Annotated in this window: 22 protein-coding genes and 1 pseudogene; 5 read left to right on the top strand and 18 right to left on the bottom strand. The window is 55.6% G+C overall.

From position 1 onward, the window contains the following. Window positions 1-18 precede the first annotated feature (18 nt). The 4 genes from yfcD to MY052_RS07475 form a co-directional block, all read right to left on the bottom strand. Window positions 19-564: an NUDIX hydrolase YfcD gene (gene yfcD / locus MY052_RS07490; RefSeq protein WP_035892498.1), complete on the bottom strand. Its 546-nt coding sequence runs from the start codon at window positions 562-564 to the stop codon at window positions 19-21. 56 nt (window positions 565-620) lie between these two features. Continuing rightward, window positions 621-1,172 (bottom strand): phosphodiesterase, encoded by a 552-nt coding sequence (gene yfcE / locus MY052_RS07485; protein WP_035892499.1) that lies wholly within the window; start codon window positions 1,170-1,172, stop codon window positions 621-623. Between the two features lie 55 nt (window positions 1,173-1,227). Continuing rightward, window positions 1,228-1,872, bottom strand: coding sequence for a glutathione transferase (gene yfcF / locus MY052_RS07480; RefSeq protein ID WP_248538474.1), 645 nt, complete (start codon window positions 1,870-1,872; stop codon window positions 1,228-1,230). Window positions 1,873-1,997: 125 nt separating this feature from the next. After that, on the bottom strand, window positions 1,998-3,416 hold the full coding sequence (locus MY052_RS07475; protein WP_248538473.1) for an aldehyde dehydrogenase family protein: 1,419 nt from the start codon (window positions 3,414-3,416) through the stop codon (window positions 1,998-2,000). Window positions 3,417-3,519: 103 nt separating this feature from the next. Here MY052_RS07475 and MY052_RS07470 point away from each other — a divergent pair, with 103 nt between their 5' ends. The 4 genes from MY052_RS07470 (at window position 3,520) to MY052_RS07455 (ending at window position 6,386) form a co-directional block, all read left to right on the top strand. Continuing rightward, entirely contained in the window at window positions 3,520-4,428 is a 909-nt protein-coding gene (locus MY052_RS07470; protein ID WP_035892503.1) for a LysR family transcriptional regulator, read from the top strand. 54 nt (window positions 4,429-4,482) lie between these two features. Then, complete coding sequence (folX, locus tag MY052_RS07465; protein ID WP_202217527.1) at window positions 4,483-4,845, top strand: dihydroneopterin triphosphate 2'-epimerase; 363 nt, start codon at window positions 4,483-4,485, stop codon at window positions 4,843-4,845. A 21-nt stretch (window positions 4,846-4,866) separates the two neighbouring features. Beyond that, window positions 4,867-5,763: a TIGR01777 family oxidoreductase gene (locus MY052_RS07460; protein WP_248538472.1), complete on the top strand. Its 897-nt coding sequence runs from the start codon at window positions 4,867-4,869 to the stop codon at window positions 5,761-5,763. Window positions 5,764-5,873: 110 nt separating this feature from the next. After that, window positions 5,874-6,386 (top strand): GNAT family N-acetyltransferase, encoded by a 513-nt coding sequence (locus tag MY052_RS07455; RefSeq protein ID WP_248538471.1) that lies wholly within the window; start codon window positions 5,874-5,876, stop codon window positions 6,384-6,386. Between the two features lie 13 nt (window positions 6,387-6,399). Here MY052_RS07455 and hisP read toward each other — a convergent pair whose 3' ends face one another. The 6 genes from hisP to MY052_RS07425 form a co-directional block, all read right to left on the bottom strand. Continuing rightward, window positions 6,400-7,173, bottom strand: a complete 774-nt coding sequence (gene hisP, locus MY052_RS07450; protein ID WP_248538470.1) for a histidine ABC transporter ATP-binding protein HisP — start codon at window positions 7,171-7,173, stop codon at window positions 6,400-6,402. Window positions 7,174-7,180: 7 nt separating this feature from the next. After that, on the bottom strand, window positions 7,181-7,897 hold the full coding sequence (locus tag MY052_RS07445; protein WP_035892511.1) for an ABC transporter permease: 717 nt from the start codon (window positions 7,895-7,897) through the stop codon (window positions 7,181-7,183). Next, window positions 7,894-8,580 (bottom strand): histidine ABC transporter permease HisQ, encoded by a 687-nt coding sequence (locus MY052_RS07440; RefSeq protein ID WP_035892513.1) that lies wholly within the window; start codon window positions 8,578-8,580, stop codon window positions 7,894-7,896. The genes MY052_RS07445 and MY052_RS07440 overlap by 4 nt, the downstream gene beginning before the upstream one ends. Before the next feature lie 64 nt (window positions 8,581-8,644). Beyond that, the gene (hisJ, locus tag MY052_RS07435; RefSeq protein ID WP_035892515.1) at window positions 8,645-9,427 is read right to left on the bottom strand and encodes a histidine ABC transporter substrate-binding protein HisJ; all 783 of its coding nucleotides are present in this window, start codon (window positions 9,425-9,427) and stop codon (window positions 8,645-8,647) included. A 222-nt stretch (window positions 9,428-9,649) separates the two neighbouring features. Beyond that, complete coding sequence (gene argT / locus MY052_RS07430) at window positions 9,650-10,432, bottom strand: lysine/arginine/ornithine ABC transporter substrate-binding protein ArgT (protein WP_035892516.1); 783 nt, start codon at window positions 10,430-10,432, stop codon at window positions 9,650-9,652. Window positions 10,433-10,723: 291 nt separating this feature from the next. Then, entirely contained in the window at window positions 10,724-11,293 is a 570-nt protein-coding gene (locus tag MY052_RS07425) for a UbiX family flavin prenyltransferase (RefSeq protein ID WP_202217521.1), read from the bottom strand. Between the two features lie 117 nt (window positions 11,294-11,410). On the opposite strand from MY052_RS07425, the pseudogene MY052_RS07420 reads away from it, so the two are divergent. Continuing rightward, a pseudogene (locus MY052_RS07420) lies at window positions 11,411-11,491 on the top strand (hypothetical protein); the annotation flags it as partial. 74 nt (window positions 11,492-11,565) lie between these two features. Here the strand turns inward: MY052_RS07420 and purF are convergent. The 8 genes from purF to MY052_RS07380 all read right to left on the bottom strand — a co-directional run bounded on the left by purF (window position 11,566) and on the right by MY052_RS07380 (window position 19,436). Then, complete coding sequence (gene purF, locus MY052_RS07415) at window positions 11,566-13,083, bottom strand: amidophosphoribosyltransferase (RefSeq protein ID WP_035892518.1); 1,518 nt, start codon at window positions 13,081-13,083, stop codon at window positions 11,566-11,568. Window positions 13,084-13,116: 33 nt separating this feature from the next. Beyond that, on the bottom strand, window positions 13,117-13,605 hold the full coding sequence (gene cvpA, locus MY052_RS07410) for a colicin V production protein (RefSeq protein ID WP_035892519.1): 489 nt from the start codon (window positions 13,603-13,605) through the stop codon (window positions 13,117-13,119). A gap of 196 nt (window positions 13,606-13,801) precedes the next feature. Continuing rightward, window positions 13,802-14,485: a cell division protein DedD gene (dedD, locus tag MY052_RS07405; RefSeq protein ID WP_035892530.1), complete on the bottom strand. Its 684-nt coding sequence runs from the start codon at window positions 14,483-14,485 to the stop codon at window positions 13,802-13,804. After that, window positions 14,475-15,743 carry a bifunctional tetrahydrofolate synthase/dihydrofolate synthase gene (folC, locus tag MY052_RS07400; RefSeq protein ID WP_248538469.1) on the bottom strand — a complete coding sequence of 423 codons (1,269 nt, stop codon included), beginning with the start codon at window positions 15,741-15,743 and terminating at the stop codon, window positions 14,475-14,477. The genes dedD and folC overlap by 11 nt, the downstream gene beginning before the upstream one ends. A gap of 72 nt (window positions 15,744-15,815) precedes the next feature. After that, window positions 15,816-16,730: an acetyl-CoA carboxylase, carboxyltransferase subunit beta gene (gene accD, locus MY052_RS07395; RefSeq protein ID WP_248538468.1), complete on the bottom strand. Its 915-nt coding sequence runs from the start codon at window positions 16,728-16,730 to the stop codon at window positions 15,816-15,818. 195 nt (window positions 16,731-16,925) lie between these two features. Further along, window positions 16,926-17,585, bottom strand: a complete 660-nt coding sequence (locus MY052_RS07390; RefSeq protein ID WP_035892522.1) for a DedA family protein — start codon at window positions 17,583-17,585, stop codon at window positions 16,926-16,928. A 25-nt stretch (window positions 17,586-17,610) separates the two neighbouring features. Further along, a complete protein-coding gene (gene truA, locus MY052_RS07385; RefSeq protein ID WP_248538467.1) occupies window positions 17,611-18,423 on the bottom strand; it encodes a tRNA pseudouridine(38-40) synthase TruA in 813 nt (270 codons plus the stop codon). Further along, complete coding sequence (locus MY052_RS07380) at window positions 18,423-19,436, bottom strand: aspartate-semialdehyde dehydrogenase (RefSeq protein ID WP_035892524.1); 1,014 nt, start codon at window positions 19,434-19,436, stop codon at window positions 18,423-18,425. The genes truA and MY052_RS07380 overlap by 1 nt, the downstream gene beginning before the upstream one ends. Between the last annotated feature and the right edge of the window lie 33 nt (window positions 19,437-19,469).

The raw sequence follows: 19,469 nt of genomic DNA, 5'->3' as shown, positions 1-19,469 counted from the left end.
TCTGTCTTTTAGTCGCGCTTATTCCGCTTCTTCTTCAGCGTGGGCTTCGTTATTGGCATTGCGGGTCATCCACAGCGCCAACGCCTTCAGAGAATCATCGGTAAACTCATCGCAGCGCGCGGTGATCTCTTCCGGCGTCATCCAGCGAACTTCGCTCACCTCTTCTTCCTGTAGCGCAAACGGCCCGTGAGAAACGCAGCTGAACAGGCTTCCCCAGACGCGACAGTTCTTATCTTCAAAGTAGAACTGCCCGTGATCGGCAAACGGCACGCCAGCAATACCTAACTCTTCTTCCGCTTCGCGGCGAGCGGACTCCAGCAGCGGTTCATCAGCCTGAACAACACCCCCAGCGGTGGCGTCCAGCATACCTGGCTGATAGTCTTTCGTCTCCGTACGGCGCTGCACCAGAATTTTCCCCATACCGTCGTGAACGACGATGTAGGTTGCCCTGTGACGCAGACACTGTGCGCGCATCTGTTCACGGCTCGCTTGCGCGATGACCTCATTGTCTTCGTTGACAATATCGACCCATTCCGTGCTTGCCAAATGATTCTGCTCGACCATCCGTAAACCTTAAATTGAAAGCGCTCTTACGGCGCGTTTTATGATTGATGGGTAACTTACGGGTTAATGGCAACCTCTGCAATAACCTGTTGATCATTGAGTGCGAAAACTTGCAACTTACCCTCGTCAAGCATCCCGAAGCTCGCGGCAAAACCGCCTTTAGGAATGCTAACCGAACCAGGATTAAATAAGAATATGTCGCCTCGTTTTTCTGCGACTGGCAGGTGTGTATGGCCATAAACCAGTACATCGCCAGCCGCCAGCGGCGGATGATTGTCAGGGTGATAAAGATGCCCGTGGGTCAAAAACAGGCGCTGCGTTTCGGTGAGCACCTGTTGCCAGGGAGCGGTGATAGGAAACGTCAACAGCATCTGGTCGACTTCGCTATCGCAGTTACCGCGAACCGCGATAATGCGGTCAGCGACCGTGTTCAGTCGCTCGGCAACCTGGGCCGGGGCGTAACCATCCGGCAGCGCGTTACGCGGCCCGTGATTGAGCACATCGCCCAGAATAACCAACCAGCGCGCGCCGCTCTCAGCAAAGCGCGCCAGTACCCGTTCCGTGGCCGGTAACGAACCATGAATATCCGATGCAAACATCAGTTTCATTAATCAAATCCCCACAATGATAACCTTGCCATCATAATGGATTTTCACACTTTTTTCAGCCTGCCCGTTTGGCCGAGAGTGCAACATAACGCTGCACGGAGGCCCGCTGCCACTGGAATGTCGCGTAGTCGGCTAGTCTCTCCGGCACATCGTCACCGTTCAGTATCAAGCGATTAAGCATTAGCGCCAGGTCTGTATCGGCAATACACCATTCACCAAACAAGTTTGGGCGGTCATCGGCGAGTAATGCACTGGCAGTGTCAAACAGTTTAGCCGCGCTTTTGCGTCCTGCTTCAGTCAACGGTGCTTTTTTCTCTCCGGCGAAAATGACCGCCGTGGATCGTTCTTCGCGGATGGGCATCAGGTCACTGCGAAGCCATGCCTGAATCTGGCGCGCACGGGCGCGTTTTTGGAGGTCGTGAGGGTAGAGACGCTCCCACTCCGGCGGCGCGAATCGTTCATCAAGATATTCGGTAATGGCGGACGATTCGCTCAGCTCAAAACCATCAACATCCAGCAAGGGAACGCGACGGGTCGCTGAATAGCCTCGCCAGCTCGGCTGAAGGTGTTCACCCAGACCAAGGTTGACGGTTTTGAGGGTAAAAGGCAGCCCTTTTTCCTGCAGGGCGACATTGACGGACATCACGTAAGGCGAGAAAAAATCAGAATCAGACCAAAGCGTTATCACAGGCTGGCTCATAGCGTCCTCAATCACAGGCAAGAGATGCACGAACGGTGGGCGCAGGACGCGCCCATCCGACATAATAGCCAACATAGCCTGTCTGACAGACTATGTCACTTGCCCGCAACATGAGGATTTTGCAATCACCCTACGACCAGCGTTTTCGGCTCCAGATAGGCCTGCATTCCCCATTTGCCCATCTCACGACCTAACCCCGATTGCTTAACGCCGCCAAACGGCGCCAGCGGCTCATGCTCAAGCGTATTGACCATTACGCGACCTGACTCAATCTGCAACGCCAGCGCTTCACCACGTTCGCGTGAGCCGCTCAGCACCATGGCGTTAAGGCCATAGTCGGTATCGTTGGCAATCGCCAGCGCTTCAGTCTCGTCACGATAGGGAATCAACACCAGCACCGGCCCAAAGATCTCCTCGCGGGCGATACGCATCTGGTTATTCACGTCGGTAAAAATGGTTGGCTTCACGAACCAGCCGGTTTCCTTGCCCGCAACTCGCCCTTCACCACCGACCAGAATTCGCGCGCCTTCTTGCTGGCCGAGCTGAATATAGCCCTGCACACGCAGCCACTGTTTCTGGCTGACCATCGGGCCAATCACCGTCTGGCTGTCTCTCGGGTCGCCAGCGGTGAACGCGGTAATAGCGTCGACAAACGCGTGTTCAAACTCCGCCTGGCGTGAGGCCGGCACCAGAATACGCGTCCCCGCAATGCACGCCTGTCCGCTATTCATAAACCCGGCCTCCAGCGCCAGATGTACCGCCGTTTTCACGTCCGCATCATCGAGGATAACCGTAGGCGATTTACCGCCAAGTTCCAGCGTGACGCGTTTGAGCGTGCGGGCACCGCTTTCCACGATGTGTTTGCCCACCGCCGTCGAGCCGGTAAAAGAAATTTTGGCGATGTCGGGATGGTGATTGATGGTTTCTCCCACCACCTCACCCCGCCCGGTGACAATGTTAAACACACCCGCCGGAATCTGGGCGGCATGCAGCGCTTCGGTAATAATTTGCGTCTGCCAGGCACTCATTTCACTCGGTTTGATAACCGCAGTGCAGCCAGAAGCCATCGCGGTCGCCAGTTTGCTACAGATAAAACCGGCGTCGCTGTTCCACGGGGTAATCAGCCCGGCCACCCCGACCGGGGTCATTACCACTGTTGCGCGCCCTACCCGCTCTTCAAAGTTAAATTGTTTCAGTGCATCGATGGCACAGCGAATCGTCTGGGCCGGCCAGGCCGCCATCCAGTTTGCGCGGGCCGATGGCGCGCCGTACTCGGTAATAAGCGCTTCCAGCAGGTCCGCTTCTCGTGCCCGTACGGCCAGGTACATTCTCTCCAGCACCGCAATGCGCTCTTCACGAGTCGTCCGCGACCAGGCCGGAAAAGCGTCTTTCGCCGCCACAATGGCACGCCGAGTATCGTCTTCATCCGCCAGGCGAACCTGGCCAATAACCGCTTCGGTCGCGGGGTTGAACAGGTCAAAAAGCTCGCTGCCGTGTGGGGTAACAAACTCGCCGTTGATATAAATTTTGTCGATGTGCAACATGATTCGGTCCTCTACGCCTTGGATGTTTCACAGTATAGGAACGGCGCATCATTGCGATAAGAGGGTATAATATGGACGACCTGTCACGAAAATCGGGATAATTATGCACCGTAGCGGCCTTACCGAATTGGAAATTGTCCTTGCCGTCGCCCGCAGACAAAGCTTCCGCGCCGCCGCGCGCGAGTTAGGCATGTCGGCGACGGCCGTCAGCAACGCCGTGGCCGGGTTGGAGTCGCGGCTTAACGTCCGGCTTTTCAACCGTACGACCCGCAGCGTCGCGCTGACGGAACAGGGTCAGCGCTATGTTTCACGTATTGCTCCCGCGCTGGCGGAAATTCAGCGCGCCGCCGAGGAGATTGCCGCAGAGCCGGGAAACCCAATGGGGACGCTGCGCATCAACGCCCCGCGCGAATGCGTGTCGCTGCTATTCCGGCTGTTTGAAACTTATCTGCAACGCTACCCGCAGATGCGACTTGATATCACCACCGAATCACGGCTTATCGACATCGTGTCAGAAGGGTTTGACGCGGGCATCCGTCTCGCCGAGTCCGTCCCGCAGGATATGATTGCCGTCGCCCTGACGCCCGATGCACGCATGCTGATTGTGGGTTCGCCGGACTACTTCGCTCGCCACGGTACGCCACGTTCGCCTGACGACCTCCAGCAGCATCAGAGCATCGGCATGCGCATGTCCCACGGTGGCGTTTACCACTGGGAGCTTGAGTACCATCAGCAAAAATTTACCGTGAATATTCCGCCGCGGATAATCGTCAGCGAAATGCAGGCCATCCACCGCGCGGCGCTCGCCGGGCTGGGACTGGCGTTTATTTCGGAATGGTTTATTCAGGACGAACTCCGCAGCGGCAAACTTATCAGCGTGCTGGATGAGTGGTGCCCAACCTTTGGTGGCCTGCGCCTTTATTATCCGGGGCACCGGCACGTGCTTCCCGCTCTCCGCGCATTTATTGAACTGGCGCACGAACTGAACGCGCGCCAGACGCTGCCGCGCTGAAGATGCTTTAGTGTATGATGTAGAGGAAAACAAAAATTACGGAGAACACCTGCAATGTCTCAGTCTGACGCCATCATTCGCATCAAAAATTTACGCCTGCGTACGTTTATCGGCATTAAGGAAGAGGAGATTGCCAACCGCCAGGACGTGGTTATCAATCTTGAGATTCGCTACCCGGCGGACAAATCACGCAATAGCGAAGATATTAACGATGCGCTGAACTACCGCACCATCACCAAAAGCATAATTCGTCACGTTGAGAATAACCGTTTCTCTTTGCTGGAAAAATTAACTCAGGATGTGCTCGATATCGCACGCGAACATCACTGGGTCACTTATGCTGAAGTGGAGATCGATAAAGTTCACGCGCTGCGCTACGCCGATTCGGTATCCATTACCCTGAGCTGGCAACGCTAAGCGCTCCCTTCGGGAGGTGGCATGAAAATTCTGATTACCGGCGGCACCGGGTTGATTGGCCGCCATTTAGTTCCGCGTTTACTGACGCTTGGGCATACGGTTTGCGTCGTGACCCGCTCGCCGGAGAAAGCCCGCCAGACGCTCGACCCGCGCGTTGAGCTTTGGCCAGGGCTACAGAATATCTCATCGCTCGACGGCATTGATGCCATTATCAATCTTGCCGGTGAACCTATCGCCGACAAGCGCTGGACGGCGCAGCAAAAGCAAAAACTGTGCGACAGCCGCTGGGGTATCACCCAGCGGATTAGCGATTTGATCCAGGCGAGCACAACCCCTCCTTCGGTACTGATTTCTGGATCGGCCACCGGCTATTACGGTGACCTTGGTGAAGTCGTGGTGACGGAAGAAGAGCCGCCGCATAACGAATTTACCCATAAGCTATGCGCGCGCTGGGAGCAAATTGCCTGCACTGCGCAGAGCGACCGCACCCGAGTATGCCTGCTGCGTACCGGGGTGGTGCTGGCGCCAAAAGGCGGCATTCTTGGCAAAATGTTGCCGCCGTTTAAGCTCGGCCTCGGCGGCCCTATCGGCAACGGCAGGCAGTATCTGGCGTGGATCCATATCGACGATATGGTCAACGGTATTCTGTGGCTGCTGGATAACGATTTGCGCGGGCCTTTCAACATGGTTTCACCTTACCCGGTGCACAACGAACAGTTTTCTCATGCCCTTGGCCAGGCACTGAATCGCCCGGCGATTCTTCGCGTTCCCGCCACCGTTATCCGCCTACTGATGGGCGAATCCTCGGTACTGGTGCTGGGCGGTCAGCGCGCGCTCCCCAAACGGCTGGAAGCCGCCGGGTTCGCGTTTCGCTGGTACGATTTAGACGAAGCGCTGGGCGATATTCTCGCCCATTAATACTCCTCGAAACGGTGATAGCATGTGTCTATCACCTTATATATTCCGTGCCACTCCCTCGCCGCCGGTGCTAAAGTACGGCTTCAGATTTGGCTTAATGGCATAGGAAAATGGCAATCCTCACCACCCTGCGGCTAAGGCTTTCCCCCTTTAACGAAGGCGATTGGCCCTTCTTTCTTCAGCTGCGACAAAACCATGAGGTGATGCAGTTTATGGGGGAAGTGCTGGACGAAGCGGCGATACGTGCAATTTTTACCCGACGCTGTAACTCCCCCGCAATCTTTGTTATCCGTGATGAAAACGGTACTCCGCTTGGCGATATAGGGCTGCAGATCAGCAGTAAAAATCCCCATGAGGCGGATGTCGGCTACGCGCTACTGCCAGAGGCGCAAGGCAAAGGGTTTGCCAGCGAGGCGCTCGGTGAAATATGCGATTATGGCTTTCAACAGCTTGGCCTATGGGCCATCAATGCCTGGGTGCTAGGCGATAATCAAGGTTCGGCAAGGCTACTGGAAAAGCACGGTTTTATCCGCACACAGGTGCTACCAAAAGCCTATCGGCTGAACGGCAAAGATTACGATGATTGGGTCTATCGGCGGGAAAACGCCCCCACGCACGCGTGAGGGCGAGTGAAGTTTACTTTAATGCACCGCTAAGGAACTGCTGTAAACGCGGGCTCTTCGGATTGCCAAACACCTCTTCCGGGTTGCCCTCTTCCTCAATTTTGCCCTGATGCAGGAAAATCACGTGCGAGGAAACGTGACGAGCAAAGCCCATTTCATGGGTCACCACCACCATGGTTTTTCCCTCTTCCGCCAGCTGCTGCATAATGCGCAGCACCTCACCCACCAGCTCTGGGTCAAGCGCTGATGTCGGTTCATCAAACAGCAGCACTTCCGGCTCCATCGCCAGCGCACGGGCGATAGAAACACGCTGCTGCTGACCGCCGGACAAATGCACCGGGTATTTACTCTGTTGGCGCTCGTCGATACCCACTTTTGCCAGATACTTCACCGCGCGTACGCGCGCTTCCTGTTTACTCAAGCCAAGCACCTGAATCGGCGCTTCCATGACGTTTTCCAGCACCGTCATATGACTCCACAGGTTGAAGTGCTGAAACACCATCGTCAGGCGCGTGCGCAGCAGACGAAGCTGGTTTTTATCCGCCACCTTCAGTTGGCCGTCGTTATCGCGCACCAGACCAATGTTCTCGCCGTTAACAATAATGGTGCCTTCGCTTGGCTTCTCAAGGAAGTTAATGCAGCGCAAAAAGGTACTCTTGCCGGAACCGGACGAGCCGATGATGCTTATCACATCCCCGGCGTTCGCCTTCAGCGATACGCCCTTCAGCACCTCGTGCTCGCCATAGCGTTTGTGCAGGTCGATTACGTTTAGTTTTTTATCAGACATCATATTCTCAGTGCGTAGAAGACGGTTTCATGTGCTGTAACCAGCGCTTTTCCGCTTTGCGGAACAGGCTAATCAGCACATAAGAGATGACCAAATAAAGCACCGCCGCAATGCCGAAGGCGGTAAAGGGTTGATAGGTTGCCGAATTGATATCGCGCGCAATCTTGAGCAGGTCGGGCACGGTGGCGGTAAACGCCAGCGCCGTCGAGTGCAGCATCAGGATAACCTCATTGCTGTAGGCCGGCAGCGCAATGCGCAGAGCCGACGGCAGAATGATGCAGCGATAAAGCTTAAACGACGAAAAACCGTACGCGCGAGCCGCTTCCACTTCTCCTGCCGGTACCGAGCGAATCGCCCCGGCAAAAATTTCGGTGGTGTAAGCGCAGGTATTGAGCGTCAGCGCCAGCACCGTACAGTTCAGGCCGCTGCGGAAGAACGCGTTGAGCAGCTCGGTGCCTTTCACAATTTCGAGCGTGTACATACCGGAGTAAAACACCAGCAGCTGCACGTAGAGCGGCGTACCGCGGAAAATATAGGTAAACAGCCACACCGGAAACTTGATGTATTTATTGCTGGAGACGCGCGCAATCGCCAGGAACAGCGCCATTACGCCGCCCATCACCACAGACAGCACCAGCAGCCACAGCGTAATCGCCACGCCGGTGAAGCGATAACCATCGGTCCACAGCAGCGATTTCCAATACTCCTGAATGATCTCAATCACAGGTCAGCCCTCTTGACGCCCACGGAGTAGCGGCGTTCGAGCAGCAGCAACACGCCATTGGAAACGGTAGTGAACAGCAGATAAATCAAGCCACAGACAATAGCGAAGTAGAACGGCTCCCAGGTGCTTTTCCCGGCAAGCTGGGTGGCTTTCACCACGTCTTCCAGCCCCAGCAGCGAGACCAGCGCGGTCGCTTTAAGAATAACCTGCCAGTTGTTGCCAATGCCCGGCAGCGCATAGCGCATCATGGCGGGGAACAGAATACGGCGGAAGGTTTGCGCACCGGTAAAGCCAAAGGCCGTCGCGGCTTCAATATGCCCTCTCGGCACCGCCATAAACGCGCCGCGAAAGGTCTCGGTGAAATAGGCTCCGTAGATAAAGCCCAGGGTAATGATACCGGCGATCATCGGGTCGATATCAAACTGCGCCAGCCCGAGCGCGTCGGTCAGTACGTTGAGCGCCATCTGCAGCCCGTAGAAAATCAGCAGCATCAGCACCAAGTCTGGCACGCCACGAATCAGCGTGGTGTAGCCTTCAAAAATTAACGCCAGCACGCGATTTCGGGAGAGCTTCGCTCCCGCGCCGACCAGCCCAATAAGCACGGCCAGAACCACTGAGCTGATTGCCAGCTCAAGGGTGACAAGGGCGCCCTGAAAAATTACCTGTGAAAACCCGTACAGCATGCTGCCAGTCCTGTCTTTACGCCCATCGTTTCGTGCGTGCGAAACGATGGGTTACTCGTGATGATTACTCGCCGTATACGTTAAAATCGAAGTACTTCTTCGCCAGCTTGTCGTAGGTGCCGTCGGCACGCATATCAGCAAACGCCTTATTCAGCGCGTTTAACAGCTCGGTGTCGTCTTTACGCAGACCCATACCGGTACCGACCCCGAACAGCTTAACGTCTTTAATCGACGGGCCGCCGAACTGGTAGTCTTTACCGATAGGCTGTTTCAGGAAACCTTCACTCGCCGCCACTTCATCCTGGAATGCTGCGTCAATACGACCAGCGGTCAGGTCAGAGTAGATATTGTCCTGTCCCTGGTAGGAGACAATTTCAATACCTTTCGGCGCCCAGTGTTCGTTACCGTACGTTTCCTGAGTGGTACCCTGCAGTACGCCCACGCGCTTGCCTTTCAGCGTGGCGAGGTCAGGCGTAATTGGGGAACCCTTTTTCACCACCAGACGAGAGTCTGCGGCGTAGAGTTTGTCGGTAAAGGCGATTTCCTGCTGGCGTTTTTCAGTGATCGACAGCGATGACATGATGGCATCGATTTTCTTCGCTTTCAGCGAGGGGATCAGGGCGTCCAGCGGGTTTTCCACGAAGGTACATTGTGCCTGGATGCGCTTACACAGCTCTTTTGCCAGGTCAATGTCGAAACCCACTAATTCACCCTGTGCATTCTTTGATTCGAACGGTGCATACGTAGGGTCGGTACCGATACGCACTTTTTGCGGGATTGCTGCAAATGCGCTTGATGCAGAAGCAAGCGCTAATACCAGAGAAAAAGACAACGCCAGTTTTTTCATAATCATCCTCTACAAGCTGTGATTCTTGTGTGTTTTTTAGAAATAATCTGAGCGGTTATCGTGCCATCTTTCGGCCCTTCAAGGCAAAGCATTCTGCCCTTCAGCCTGGCTTTTTTCTCATTAAAAATGCTTAATTATGCAACCTCGCGCAACTTTCGAACAAAAAACGCACCATCATGGTGCACAGCAACATTCATGCACCATGATGATACATACGGCGTATTAGTCGCCGTAGACGTTAAAGTTAAAATACTTCTTCGCCATCTTGTCGTAGGTGCCATCGGCACGCAGTTCAGCTAACGCTTTATCAAATGCCGCCTTCAGCTCCACGTCATCTTTACGCAGCCCAACGCCAGTGCCGTCGCCAAAGAATTTTTTATCTTTAACCGATGGGCCAGCAAACTCAAAATCTTTACCGGCAGGCTGTTTCAGGAAGCCTTCGCTTGCAGCCACTTCATCCTGCAATGCCGCGTCCAGACGGCCTGCGGCCAAATCGGCGTAGATCAAGTCCTGGTTTTGATACGCCACCACGTCCACGCCTTTGCTACGCCAGTTTTCATTGGCGTAGGCTTCCTGCGTTGAACCCTGAAGCACGCCGATGTGCTTGCCCTTCAGCCCGTCCAGCGTCGGTTTAATCGGGGAGCCTTTAGCGGCAATCAGGCGGGAGTCCGCAGCGTACAGCTTGTTGGAGAAGGCAATCTCCTGCTGGCGTTTTTCGGTGATCGACAACGAAGAGATGATCGCGTCAATTTTCTTCGCCTTCAGTGACGGGATCAGCGCGTCAAAATCGCTGCCAACCCAGGTACACTTGATGCTGGCGCGTTTACACATTTCGTTGCCCAGATCGATATCAAAGCCAACAAAATCGCCTTTGGCATCTTTCGATGAGAACGGCGCGTAGGTGGCATCGGTACCGATGCGGATGCTCTGTGGCAGTGCAGCAAATACGCTAGAGGCGCTGCTGAGACCCAGCAGCAAAGAGAGAGCCAGAACCGTCTTTTTCATACGTTCCCCTATTAAACCGTGATGTCGTTAACTGCTAATAGTTATGTTGTGTTGTGTCTGCAAGACCTACTTTGCATCTTCCGTGCCATCTTTAACCCTGCAAAATAAACAATGTTAAATATGTTAATAAAAAGATAACAAGAGGTGATCATCAGGAAAGATATCAGCCGCTACGTATAAATCGAGCACAAAAGTGCAAACGGGATAATTAAATATCGAGGATTTGATCGGTGTTACAGAATTGCCCTGAAACAGGGCGAAATCGACATCGTGCACAACATGGGCGCAGAGCTATGCACCGGTCCAGCGGGTAAAGAGATCTTCTGGGAGTTCGATATCGAAAAGATCGAGCACGCGGTTAACGGTCTGGTTAATCACGTCGTCCAGCGTTTGCGGACGATGATAAAACGCCGGGACCGGCGGCATGATCACCGCACCGATCTCCGCCGCTTGGGTCATCAGGCGCAGATGGCCCAGATGCAGCGGCGTTTCGCGAACGCACAGCACCAGCGGACGGCGCTCTTTCAGCACCACGTCGGCAGCACGAGTCAGCAGGCCGTCGGTGTAGCTGTTTACAATACCGGAGAGCGTTTTTATCGAGCACGGCAGGATAACCATACCAGCGGTTTTGAACGACCCGGAAGAGATGCTCGCGGCAATATCTCGCGCATCGTGCACCACATCCGCCAGCGCCTGAACATCGCGCAGCGAAAAATCCGTCTCCAGTGCCAGCGTTTGCCTCGCCGCCTGGCTCATCACCAGATGCGTTTCGACATCCGCTACCGTTTGCAGTATCTGCAGCAACCGTACGCCGTAAATAGCGCCGCTTGCGCCGGAAATACCAATGATGAGTCGTTTCACACGAACCGCCCTGTAGCCATAATGGGGCAAACTTTGCCGGATTACGGCGCCAGACGCAACTGTAATACGTCGCTATCGGTCATCAGCTTTGATAATCGCCAGACGGCGGTGGAGAAGCAGTCGTTAACCTTTATCCCGTGGTTTAGCTGGGCCAACCGTGGCGAAGGCGAAATGCGGATTTGGGTGGACGAGGCGTAAAAACGCCTCGGCCGGGCTACGCACCCCACGTAGCCCGGTCGAGCGAAAGTAATGCGGGGAAAATCCCCGAACATTTACCCTTCGTTATGCATCTCTAAATTTTCCACTTCATTCTGCAACTGCACCGCTTTCGCGTCGTCGTTACGCAGAGAGTCGAGGAAATCAAGATAGCTCTGGTCGACATCTTTGGTCACGTACACACCGTTGAACACCGAGCATTCGAACTGCTGAATATCCGGGTTCTCCGCGCGTACCGCGTCAATCAAATCGTCCAAATCCTGGAAGATAAGCCCGTCAGCGCCGATTATCTGGCGAATCTCATCCACTTCACGCCCGTGAGCAATCAGCTCGGTGGCGGTTGGCATGTCGATACCGTAGACGTTCGGGAAACGAATTTCCGGCGCGGCGGAAGCCAGATAAACTTTCTTCGCGCCAGCTTCACGAGCCATCTCGATAATCTGCTCAGAGGTGGTCCCGCGCACGATGGAGTCATCCACCAGCAGCACGTTCTTATCGCGGAACTCAGCCCGGTTAGCGTTGAGCTTGCGGCGAACGGACTTACGACGCAGCTGCTGGCCCGGCATGATAAAAGTACGGCCCACGTAGCGGTTTTTCACAAAGCCCTGGCGGTATGGTTTGCCGAGAATACGGGCAATCTCCAGCGCGATATCGCAGGAGGTTTCCGGAATCGGAATCACTACGTCGATATCGAGGTCTTCCCATTCACGTGCAATCTTCTCGCCAAGCTTGGTCCCCATGTTCACACGGGCGCTGTAGACGGAAATCTTGTCGATAAAGGAGTCCGGACGCGCGAAGTAGACGTACTCGAACAGGCACGGGTTGCTCACCGGGTTGTCAGCGCACTGACGGGTGAACAGCTGGCCATTTTCGGTAATGTAAACCGCCTCGCCCGGCGCAACGTCGCGCAGGAATTCAAAGCCGAGGGTGTCCAGCGCCACGCTTTCAGAAGCCACCATATATTCGGTGCGACCGTCGCCGATATCGCGCTTGCCCAATACCAGTGGACGAATGCCGTTAGGGTCACGGAAAGCGACCATGCCGTGGCCGATAATCATCGCTACGCATGCATACGCACCGCGAATCTGGCGGTTGGTAGCGGCGATGGCGGCGAAGATGTTGTCCGCTTCCAGAGGATAGTGACGGAAGTTATCCAGCTCGCTCGCAAAGATATTGAGCAGGATTTCAGAATCGGAGGTGGTGTTAATGTGACGGCGTTTTTCTTCAAACAGCTTTTGACGTAACTCGTGCGCATTGGTCAGGTTGCCGTTATGCGCAAGCGTAATACCGTACGGGGAGTTGACGTAAAAAGGCTGGGCTTCAGACGCGCTGGAGCTGCCCGCCGTTGGGTAACGCACGTGGCCAATACCCATGTTGCCCTGCATACGCTGCATGTGGCGGGCTTCAAAGACATCGCTCACCAGACCGTTCGCTTTACGCAAGCGGAAGCAGTTGTTGGCATCAATGGTGATGATGCCAGCGGCATCCTGTCCACGGTGCTGCAGCACCGTTAGCGCATCATAAATCGACTGGTTAACCGGCATGACACCGGCGATACCGACAATACCGCACATACGTCTTTTCCTCGTTAAGCAACGACCCAAAGCTTATACTTTGGGCAAGAAACTTGACGAGCTTTGAAGGTATTCAAAAAACCATCTGATAACCGGCGAGAAATAGGGAATAAACTGCGAATGCTGCCAGTCATCGCTTTTGGACATTCCGGTAAAGGTGTCAAGGAAGAACAAGATAGCGGCGATGATCAGCACCCCACGTAGCGCGCCGAAGCAGATCCCCAATACCCTGTCTGTACCCGACAGACCGGTTTTCTCCACCAGCTGACCTATCACAAAGTTGACGATAGCGCCGACGATGAGCGTCGCGATGAACAGCGCCGCAATAGCAATCCCATTTCGAACCCGTTCGTCCTCAAAGCCCGTAAACCAGACAGACAGGTCAGTGTAGTAATGGCTGGCAACGTAGAAGGCACAGCCCCATGTCACCAACGATAATGCTTCACGAACAAAGCCGCGGATGAGGCTTACCAAGCAGGATAAGCCCAGCACCGCGATAATGGCGTAATCAATCCAGACCATATACGTCCCACGATTTTACGCCCTGTCATCCAGTTCGGGCGCATTCTAACAGAAAAAGAAAACGTTTGCGTAGGGATTTCCTTCCCCGGCGTAAATAAAAAATGGCGCTGAAAAAATATTCAACGCCATCGTTTTTGGGTGGCTTTTGGCGTTGTTCAGGCCTCGCCCCTCAGGGGTGAGGGAGAAAACCTACGCCTTAGTTCGGCGTATATCCCATCACTACGCCACTCAGCCCCGACAGCTGCTTCAACTCACCAAGTGAGCCTTTCAGCTTATCTTTCGAGGCATCCGGGCCAACCAGAATGCGGGTGATTTTACCCTGAACGGGCGTCGAAGGCGACGTGTAGGCGTGATAACCCGCACCGCGCAGACTCGCCACTATTTCGTTCACTTTATCCGCATTCTTCAATGCACCAAGCTGCACCACATACGCTTTGCCTACCGGCGCCGGTTTCTCTTCCGGTGCGGCTTTCGGCGGTGGCGTCGTTGCCGCAACCTGTTCAGTCACTGGTTGCGGTTTTGGCTGCGGCTTCGGTTTTTCTACCGGTTTAGGCTTTGGCAGTTCAGCCGCAGGCGGGATCTGCTCGAGCTCGCCGTTGCCGCTAACTGACAGACGGCTGGAATCCAGCGACGGCGCAGCGGCATCGCCCGCCCTCACCTCTTCAGCCGCGCCTTCAGGCGGTTGAGCAGGCAGGGCCTGCGTCGCCGTCGGCAGCATATCTGGCTCATCGCGATCGCCCGGTTTCGGCACCAGCGGGATGGCTGCAAACTCATCCTGATAATGCTTTTTTTGCCCGTCAAGCAGCCCTGGCAGCACAATGACCCCCAGCGCGACTAATACAATCGTCCCGACGAGACGGTTTTGAAACTTACTTGCCACCGGCACTCCCCGCGTCCAACACTTCCATCACATGCGCTACCGTGTGGAACGAACCACACACCAGCACCGTATCTTCAGGCGCTGCATCAGCCATGGCCGCATGCCACGCCTGTGCCACATTGCTATAAATGGCACCAGCGCGCAAATGTTCGCACAGCTGTTCCGCCGTCGCACCGCGCGGCCCTTCAAGCGGCGCGCAGTACCAGCTATCCACAACGTCTTCCAGACACGCCAGCGTACCGGCGATGTCCTTATCATGCAGCATACCAATAACCGCCAGCACTCGCCCGGTTTTCGGCAATGATTTGAGACGCCCAGCAAGATAGGCCGCGGCGTGCGGGTTATGCGCCACGTCAAGAATCACCCGCGGCTCAAGCTGGATGGTCTGGAAACGGCCAGGAAGAATCGCGCTGGCAATACCTTCGCGGATAACCTCCTCGCTCACCTTCAGCCCGCTGGCACGCAGCGCGGCAAGCGCCGTGGCGGCGTTAGGCTGCGGCACGTTTGGCAGCGGCAGGTTACGCAGTTCGCCCTGCGCGTCGCTGAAGGTCCAGCTATCACCTTCAACGCTATAGCGCCAGTCAACGTCACGCTGCAGCAGCTGCGCGCCTTTTTCGCGAGCCACATCGGCAATGGTGTGCGGCATATCCGGCTCTCCGACTACCGCCGGACGATGAGCGCGGAACACACCCGCTTTTTCGCGGCCAATGCTTTCACGGTCCGGCCCCAGCCAGTCGGTGTGGTCCAGCGCGATGCTGGTGACGACAGAAACGTCGGCATCCACAATGTTAGTGGCATCCAGGCGCCCGCCCAGACCCACTTCCAGAATCACCACATCCAGCGCAGCCTGCTTAAACAGCCACAGCGCTGAAAGCGTACCGTACTCAAAATAGGTAAGCGATGTTTCGCCACGCGCCGCTTCTATCGCCGCAAACGAGGCGGTGTGGGCGCTTTCTGGCAGTTCAGCGCCCTGCACACGCACGCGTTCGGTGTAGCGAACCAGATGTGGGGAGCTGTAAACCCCCACCTTGTAGCCCGCCGCCATCAGGATAGTTTCCAGCGTGCGGCAGGTGGTGCCCTTGCCGTTCGTACCTGCAACGGTAAAGACAAACGGCGCTGGCTTCAGCACGTCCAGATTCCCGCCCACCTGACTTACGCGCGCCAGGCCGAGATCGATAGTTTTGGAGTGAAGATTTTCCAGATAAGAAAGCCACGTAGCCAGGGGCGACGTGGCCTGAGGAATAAGATGTTTGTCCATGGTGTCGCAACTTCCAACAGCGGTGAGTAAAAGCAAAAAGGGCAGAGCCACCCGGCCCTGCCCTTTGGATTATCAGGCCTCTGCTTCCTGATCCGGTACCGGTGGTACCACCACGCTTTCGCGCGGCGCGTCCGGGTTCGGTGCCGGGAGATTCATCAGCTTCGCCAGAATGCTGGCAAGCTTCAGACGCATTTCCGGGCGGCGAACGATCATGTCGATAGCGCCCTTCTCGATGAGAAACTCACTGCGCTGGAAGCCCGGCGGCAGTTTCTCACGAACGGTCTGTTCAATAACGCGTGGACCGGCAAAGCCAATCAGCGCTTTCGGCTCAGCGATGTTCAGGTCGCCCAGCATCGCGAAGCTCGCAGAGACGCCACCCATGGTTGGGTCGGTCAGCACGGAGATGTACGGTAAACCGCGTTCCTGCATTTTCGCCAGCGCCGCAGAGGTTTTCGCCATCTGCATCAGTGACATCAGCGCTTCCTGCATACGCGCACCGCCGGAAGCGGAGAAGCAGATAAGCGGGCAGTTGTCTTCCAGCGCCTGTTCAACGGCACGGACAAAACGCGCACCGACAACAGAACCCATTGAGCCGCCCATAAAGGAGAACTCAAAGGCCGCACCGACAACCGGCATACCGTGCAGGGTGCCTTTCATTACGATCAGCGCGTCTTTTTCACCTGTCTCTTTCTGAGCAGATGCCAGACGGTCTTTGTATTTTTTAGAGTCACGGAACTTCAGCACGTCTTTCGGCTCAAGTTCACTACCCAGTTCTACCAGGGACCCTTCATCTAACAGGCTATGCAGGCGATTACGCGCTGACATACGCATGTGATGATCGCACTTCGGGCAAACCTCGAGGTTACGCTCCAGCTCAGCGCGATACAGAACCTGACCACAGCTATCGCATTTGGTCCACACCCCTTCCGGGATGCTCGCCTTACGGGTAGGTGTGATATTGCTTTTAATTCGTTCAATCCAGCTCATTGATAACCTTTCTGCCTGAACCTGGTCGATGCCAGTTTTGCCATAAGGGGGCGCGCATAATGCCACTTTTGCCCCTCATAGACCATGAATGTTGCACATTAAAACATAACAGCCCGAAACTTGGCATAAAAAAGTGGTCGAACCGCGAAACATGTCGTAACAGGGCACGGCTGAATCGTGCCCTGCGTGCAGGGTTTATTTTGCCTGTTTTGCTGCCTTGCGACGGTGACGAATCACTTCAATCACGCCCGGCAATATCGACAGCACGATGATGGCAACAATCAGCAGCTTCAGGTTTTCCTGAACCACCGGCAGATCGCCAAACAGGTAGCCCGCGTAGGTGAACAACAGCACCCACAGCAGCCCACCGGTCACGTTGTAGATAGCAAAATGACGATAGGACATATGGCCCATTCCCGCCACAAATGGCGCAAATGTTCTGACGATAGGCACAAATCGCGCCAGAATAATGGTTTTTCCGCCGTGCTTATCGTAGAACGCATGGGTTTTGTCGAGGTAGCTACGACGGAAGATTTTCGAGTTCGGGTTGCTAAAGAGCTTCTCACCAAACAGCCGACCAATGGTGTAGTTCACCGCATCGCCGACAATCGCTGCAATGACCATCAGCACCACCATCAGATGGACGTTGAGATCGTTGGTTGGCAGCGCCGACAAGGCACCGGCAACAAACAGCAGCGAGTCGCCCGGCAGGAACGGCGTCACCACCAGCCCCGTTTCGCAGAACAAGATCAGGAACAAAATGGCGTAAACCCAGATGCCGTACTGCGCAACCAGCTCCGCCAGGTGCACATCAATGTGCAGGATGAAATCAATCAAAAAACGGATGAGATCCATATTGTCTTAGCCCTAAATGACTTCGTTAGTCCGCCAGGAAAAGCGGGCCCATAGGCGCGGCGGGCAGTTCAAAGTGGGCGGGATAGTCTACCGCCACCAGATACAGCCCTTCCGCTTTTGCCGTTGCGGCGGCAAGCGTCCTGTCTTTTGCCGCCAGCAGTTCTGCAATCCAGCTCTCCGGCTGGTTTCCTGAGCCAACTTCCATCAGGCTGCCAACAATATTCCTTACCATGTGATGCACAAAGGCGTTTGCTTTAATGTCCACCACAATATAGTTGCCATAGCGCGTCACGTTGATATGCATAACGTTACGCCATGGCGTACGCGACTGGCACTGCACCGCACGAAACGAGGTGAAGTCATTCTCGCCCAGCAGACTCTGTGCGGCGCGGTGCATCCGCTCCGCATCCAGCGGCTGGTGACAATGCGTCACGCCCTGGCCCAACACCGCCGGACGCAGCCGGTGGTTATAGATGACGTAGCGGTAGCGACGCGCCGTCGCGCTAAAGCGGGCGTGAAAATCGTCGGGAACAGCTTTCACCCAACGCACCGCGATGTCACCAGGTAAATTCGCATTTACACCCAGCGTCCATGCGGCGTCTTTACGCAACGCGTGGGTTTCAAAGTGCACCACCTGGCCCGTGCCGTGAACGCCCGCGTCGGTACGCCCGGCGCAATAGACGTTGATAGGCTCGTTGGCCACCTGCGAGAGCGCTTTTTCGAGCTTCTCCTGCACGCTGCGCACTTCGTTTTGCCGCTGCCAGCCGTAGTATTTGCTGCCGTCGTACTCAATACCCAGCGCAATTCGATAGACCGGCAGTTGCTCCATGTCAGACATTAGTACAGATACTCCTGCACCAATTTTTCAGCGGTTTTGACCGCCATCAGCGCGCCGCCAAAGCGAACGTTATCGGCAACGGACCAGAACTGAACCTGCTCCGGCATGCCGTAATCGTTGCGTACGCAGCCGATAGAGAGATGCGCACTGCCGGTCGCATCGCCAACCTGAGTCGGGAATTCCCCCTCTTCAGACAGCACGATGTCTTCGCCACGGGAGAAAGCATCACGCGCTTCTTCCGCAGACAGCGGGCGCATGGCTTCAAAGCTCACCATCTGCGCGTGGCCGTAGAACACCGGCGACTGCACGCAGCTTGCAGAGATCATCAGGCCTTCGTCCTGCAGGATTTTGCGCACCTGGTCGACAATACGACGCTCTTCGCGCACGCTCCCTTCACGGTCCGGCAGCAGCGGCAGCATGTTGAACGCCAACTGACGACCAAAGAAATCATCTTCATCAATCGGAATACCGTTCAGCAGCTTGGCACTCTGCCCTGCCAGCGCATCAACGGCTTTCTTGCCGTGCGCGGAGGCGGAGATCAGGCTGGTCACGTTGATACGCGACAGGCCACCGTCATCAATCAGCGGCTTCAGCGCGGCCAGCAGCTGGCTGGTCTGGCTATCGGCTACGGCGATCAGGTTACGGTTGCGGTAATCTGCCATTACGAACGGGTTCACGTCCGGAACGACCAGCGGCACGTCCGGCTCCAGCGCAAACAGACCGCTGAGGTCAATAACCAGGCAGCCTGCGTTGGTGGCTTCTTCGGCATAGCTTGCCGACGCTTCCTGACCCGCGGCAAAGAATGCCAGCTGAGCCTGAGTCCAGTCGAACTCTGCGGCGTCCTGCACCCTGACCGATTTACCGTTAAAACGCAGATGTTCGCCCGCGCTGTCGGTGCGCGCCAGCGCATAGATATCACCCACCGGGAACTGACGTTCAGCAAGGGTTTCAAGCAGGGCTTCGCCTACGGCGCCGGTTGCGCCCAGGATGGCAATATTCCAGCCTTCAGACATGGTGATTTACTCCAGAAAAAGCGACTCTGCCGG

The organism is Kluyvera ascorbata (genome assembly GCF_023195735.1).
Lineage (GTDB): Bacteria > Pseudomonadota > Gammaproteobacteria > Enterobacterales > Enterobacteriaceae > Kluyvera > Kluyvera ascorbata.
This window is presented reverse-complemented; position numbering and strand designations above follow the sequence as displayed.

Excerpts from the sequence above, each read along its gene's own strand:
- cvpA (WP_035892519.1), bottom strand. The coding sequence starts at position 13,605 with ATGGTCTGGATTGATTACGCCATTATCGCGGTGCTGGGCTTATCCTGC.
- argT (WP_035892516.1), bottom strand. The coding sequence starts at position 10,432 with ATGAAAAAGACGGTTCTGGCTCTCTCTTTGCTGCTGGGTCTCAGCAGC.
- truA (WP_248538467.1), bottom strand. The coding sequence starts at position 18,423 with ATGTCTGACATGGAGCAACTGCCGGTCTATCGAATTGCGCTGGGTATT.
- MY052_RS07380 (WP_035892524.1), bottom strand. The coding sequence starts at position 19,436 with ATGTCTGAAGGCTGGAATATTGCCATCCTGGGCGCAACCGGCGCCGTA.
- purF (WP_035892518.1), bottom strand. The coding sequence starts at position 13,083 with ATGTGCGGTATTGTCGGTATCGCCGGTGTCATGCCGGTTAACCAGTCG.
- MY052_RS07455 (WP_248538471.1), top strand. The coding sequence starts at position 5,874 with ATGGCAATCCTCACCACCCTGCGGCTAAGGCTTTCCCCCTTTAACGAA.
- MY052_RS07475 (WP_248538473.1), bottom strand. The coding sequence starts at position 3,416 with ATGTTGCACATCGACAAAATTTATATCAACGGCGAGTTTGTTACCCCA.
- accD (WP_248538468.1), bottom strand. The coding sequence starts at position 16,730 with ATGAGCTGGATTGAACGAATTAAAAGCAATATCACACCTACCCGTAAG.
- MY052_RS07460 (WP_248538472.1), top strand. The coding sequence starts at position 4,867 with ATGAAAATTCTGATTACCGGCGGCACCGGGTTGATTGGCCGCCATTTA.
- yfcF (WP_248538474.1), bottom strand. The coding sequence starts at position 1,872 with ATGAGCCAGCCTGTGATAACGCTTTGGTCTGATTCTGATTTTTTCTCG.
- folC (WP_248538469.1), bottom strand. The coding sequence starts at position 15,743 with ATGGACAAACATCTTATTCCTCAGGCCACGTCGCCCCTGGCTACGTGG.
- hisJ (WP_035892515.1), bottom strand. The coding sequence starts at position 9,427 with ATGAAAAAACTGGCGTTGTCTTTTTCTCTGGTATTAGCGCTTGCTTCT.
- folX (WP_202217527.1), top strand. The coding sequence starts at position 4,483 with ATGTCTCAGTCTGACGCCATCATTCGCATCAAAAATTTACGCCTGCGT.
- yfcE (WP_035892499.1), bottom strand. The coding sequence starts at position 1,172 with ATGAAACTGATGTTTGCATCGGATATTCATGGTTCGTTACCGGCCACG.
- MY052_RS07470 (WP_035892503.1), top strand. The coding sequence starts at position 3,520 with ATGCACCGTAGCGGCCTTACCGAATTGGAAATTGTCCTTGCCGTCGCC.
- MY052_RS07440 (WP_035892513.1), bottom strand. The coding sequence starts at position 8,580 with ATGCTGTACGGGTTTTCACAGGTAATTTTTCAGGGCGCCCTTGTCACC.
- yfcD (WP_035892498.1), bottom strand. The coding sequence starts at position 564 with ATGGTCGAGCAGAATCATTTGGCAAGCACGGAATGGGTCGATATTGTC.
- hisP (WP_248538470.1), bottom strand. The coding sequence starts at position 7,173 with ATGTCTGATAAAAAACTAAACGTAATCGACCTGCACAAACGCTATGGC.
- MY052_RS07390 (WP_035892522.1), bottom strand. The coding sequence starts at position 17,585 with ATGGATCTCATCCGTTTTTTGATTGATTTCATCCTGCACATTGATGTG.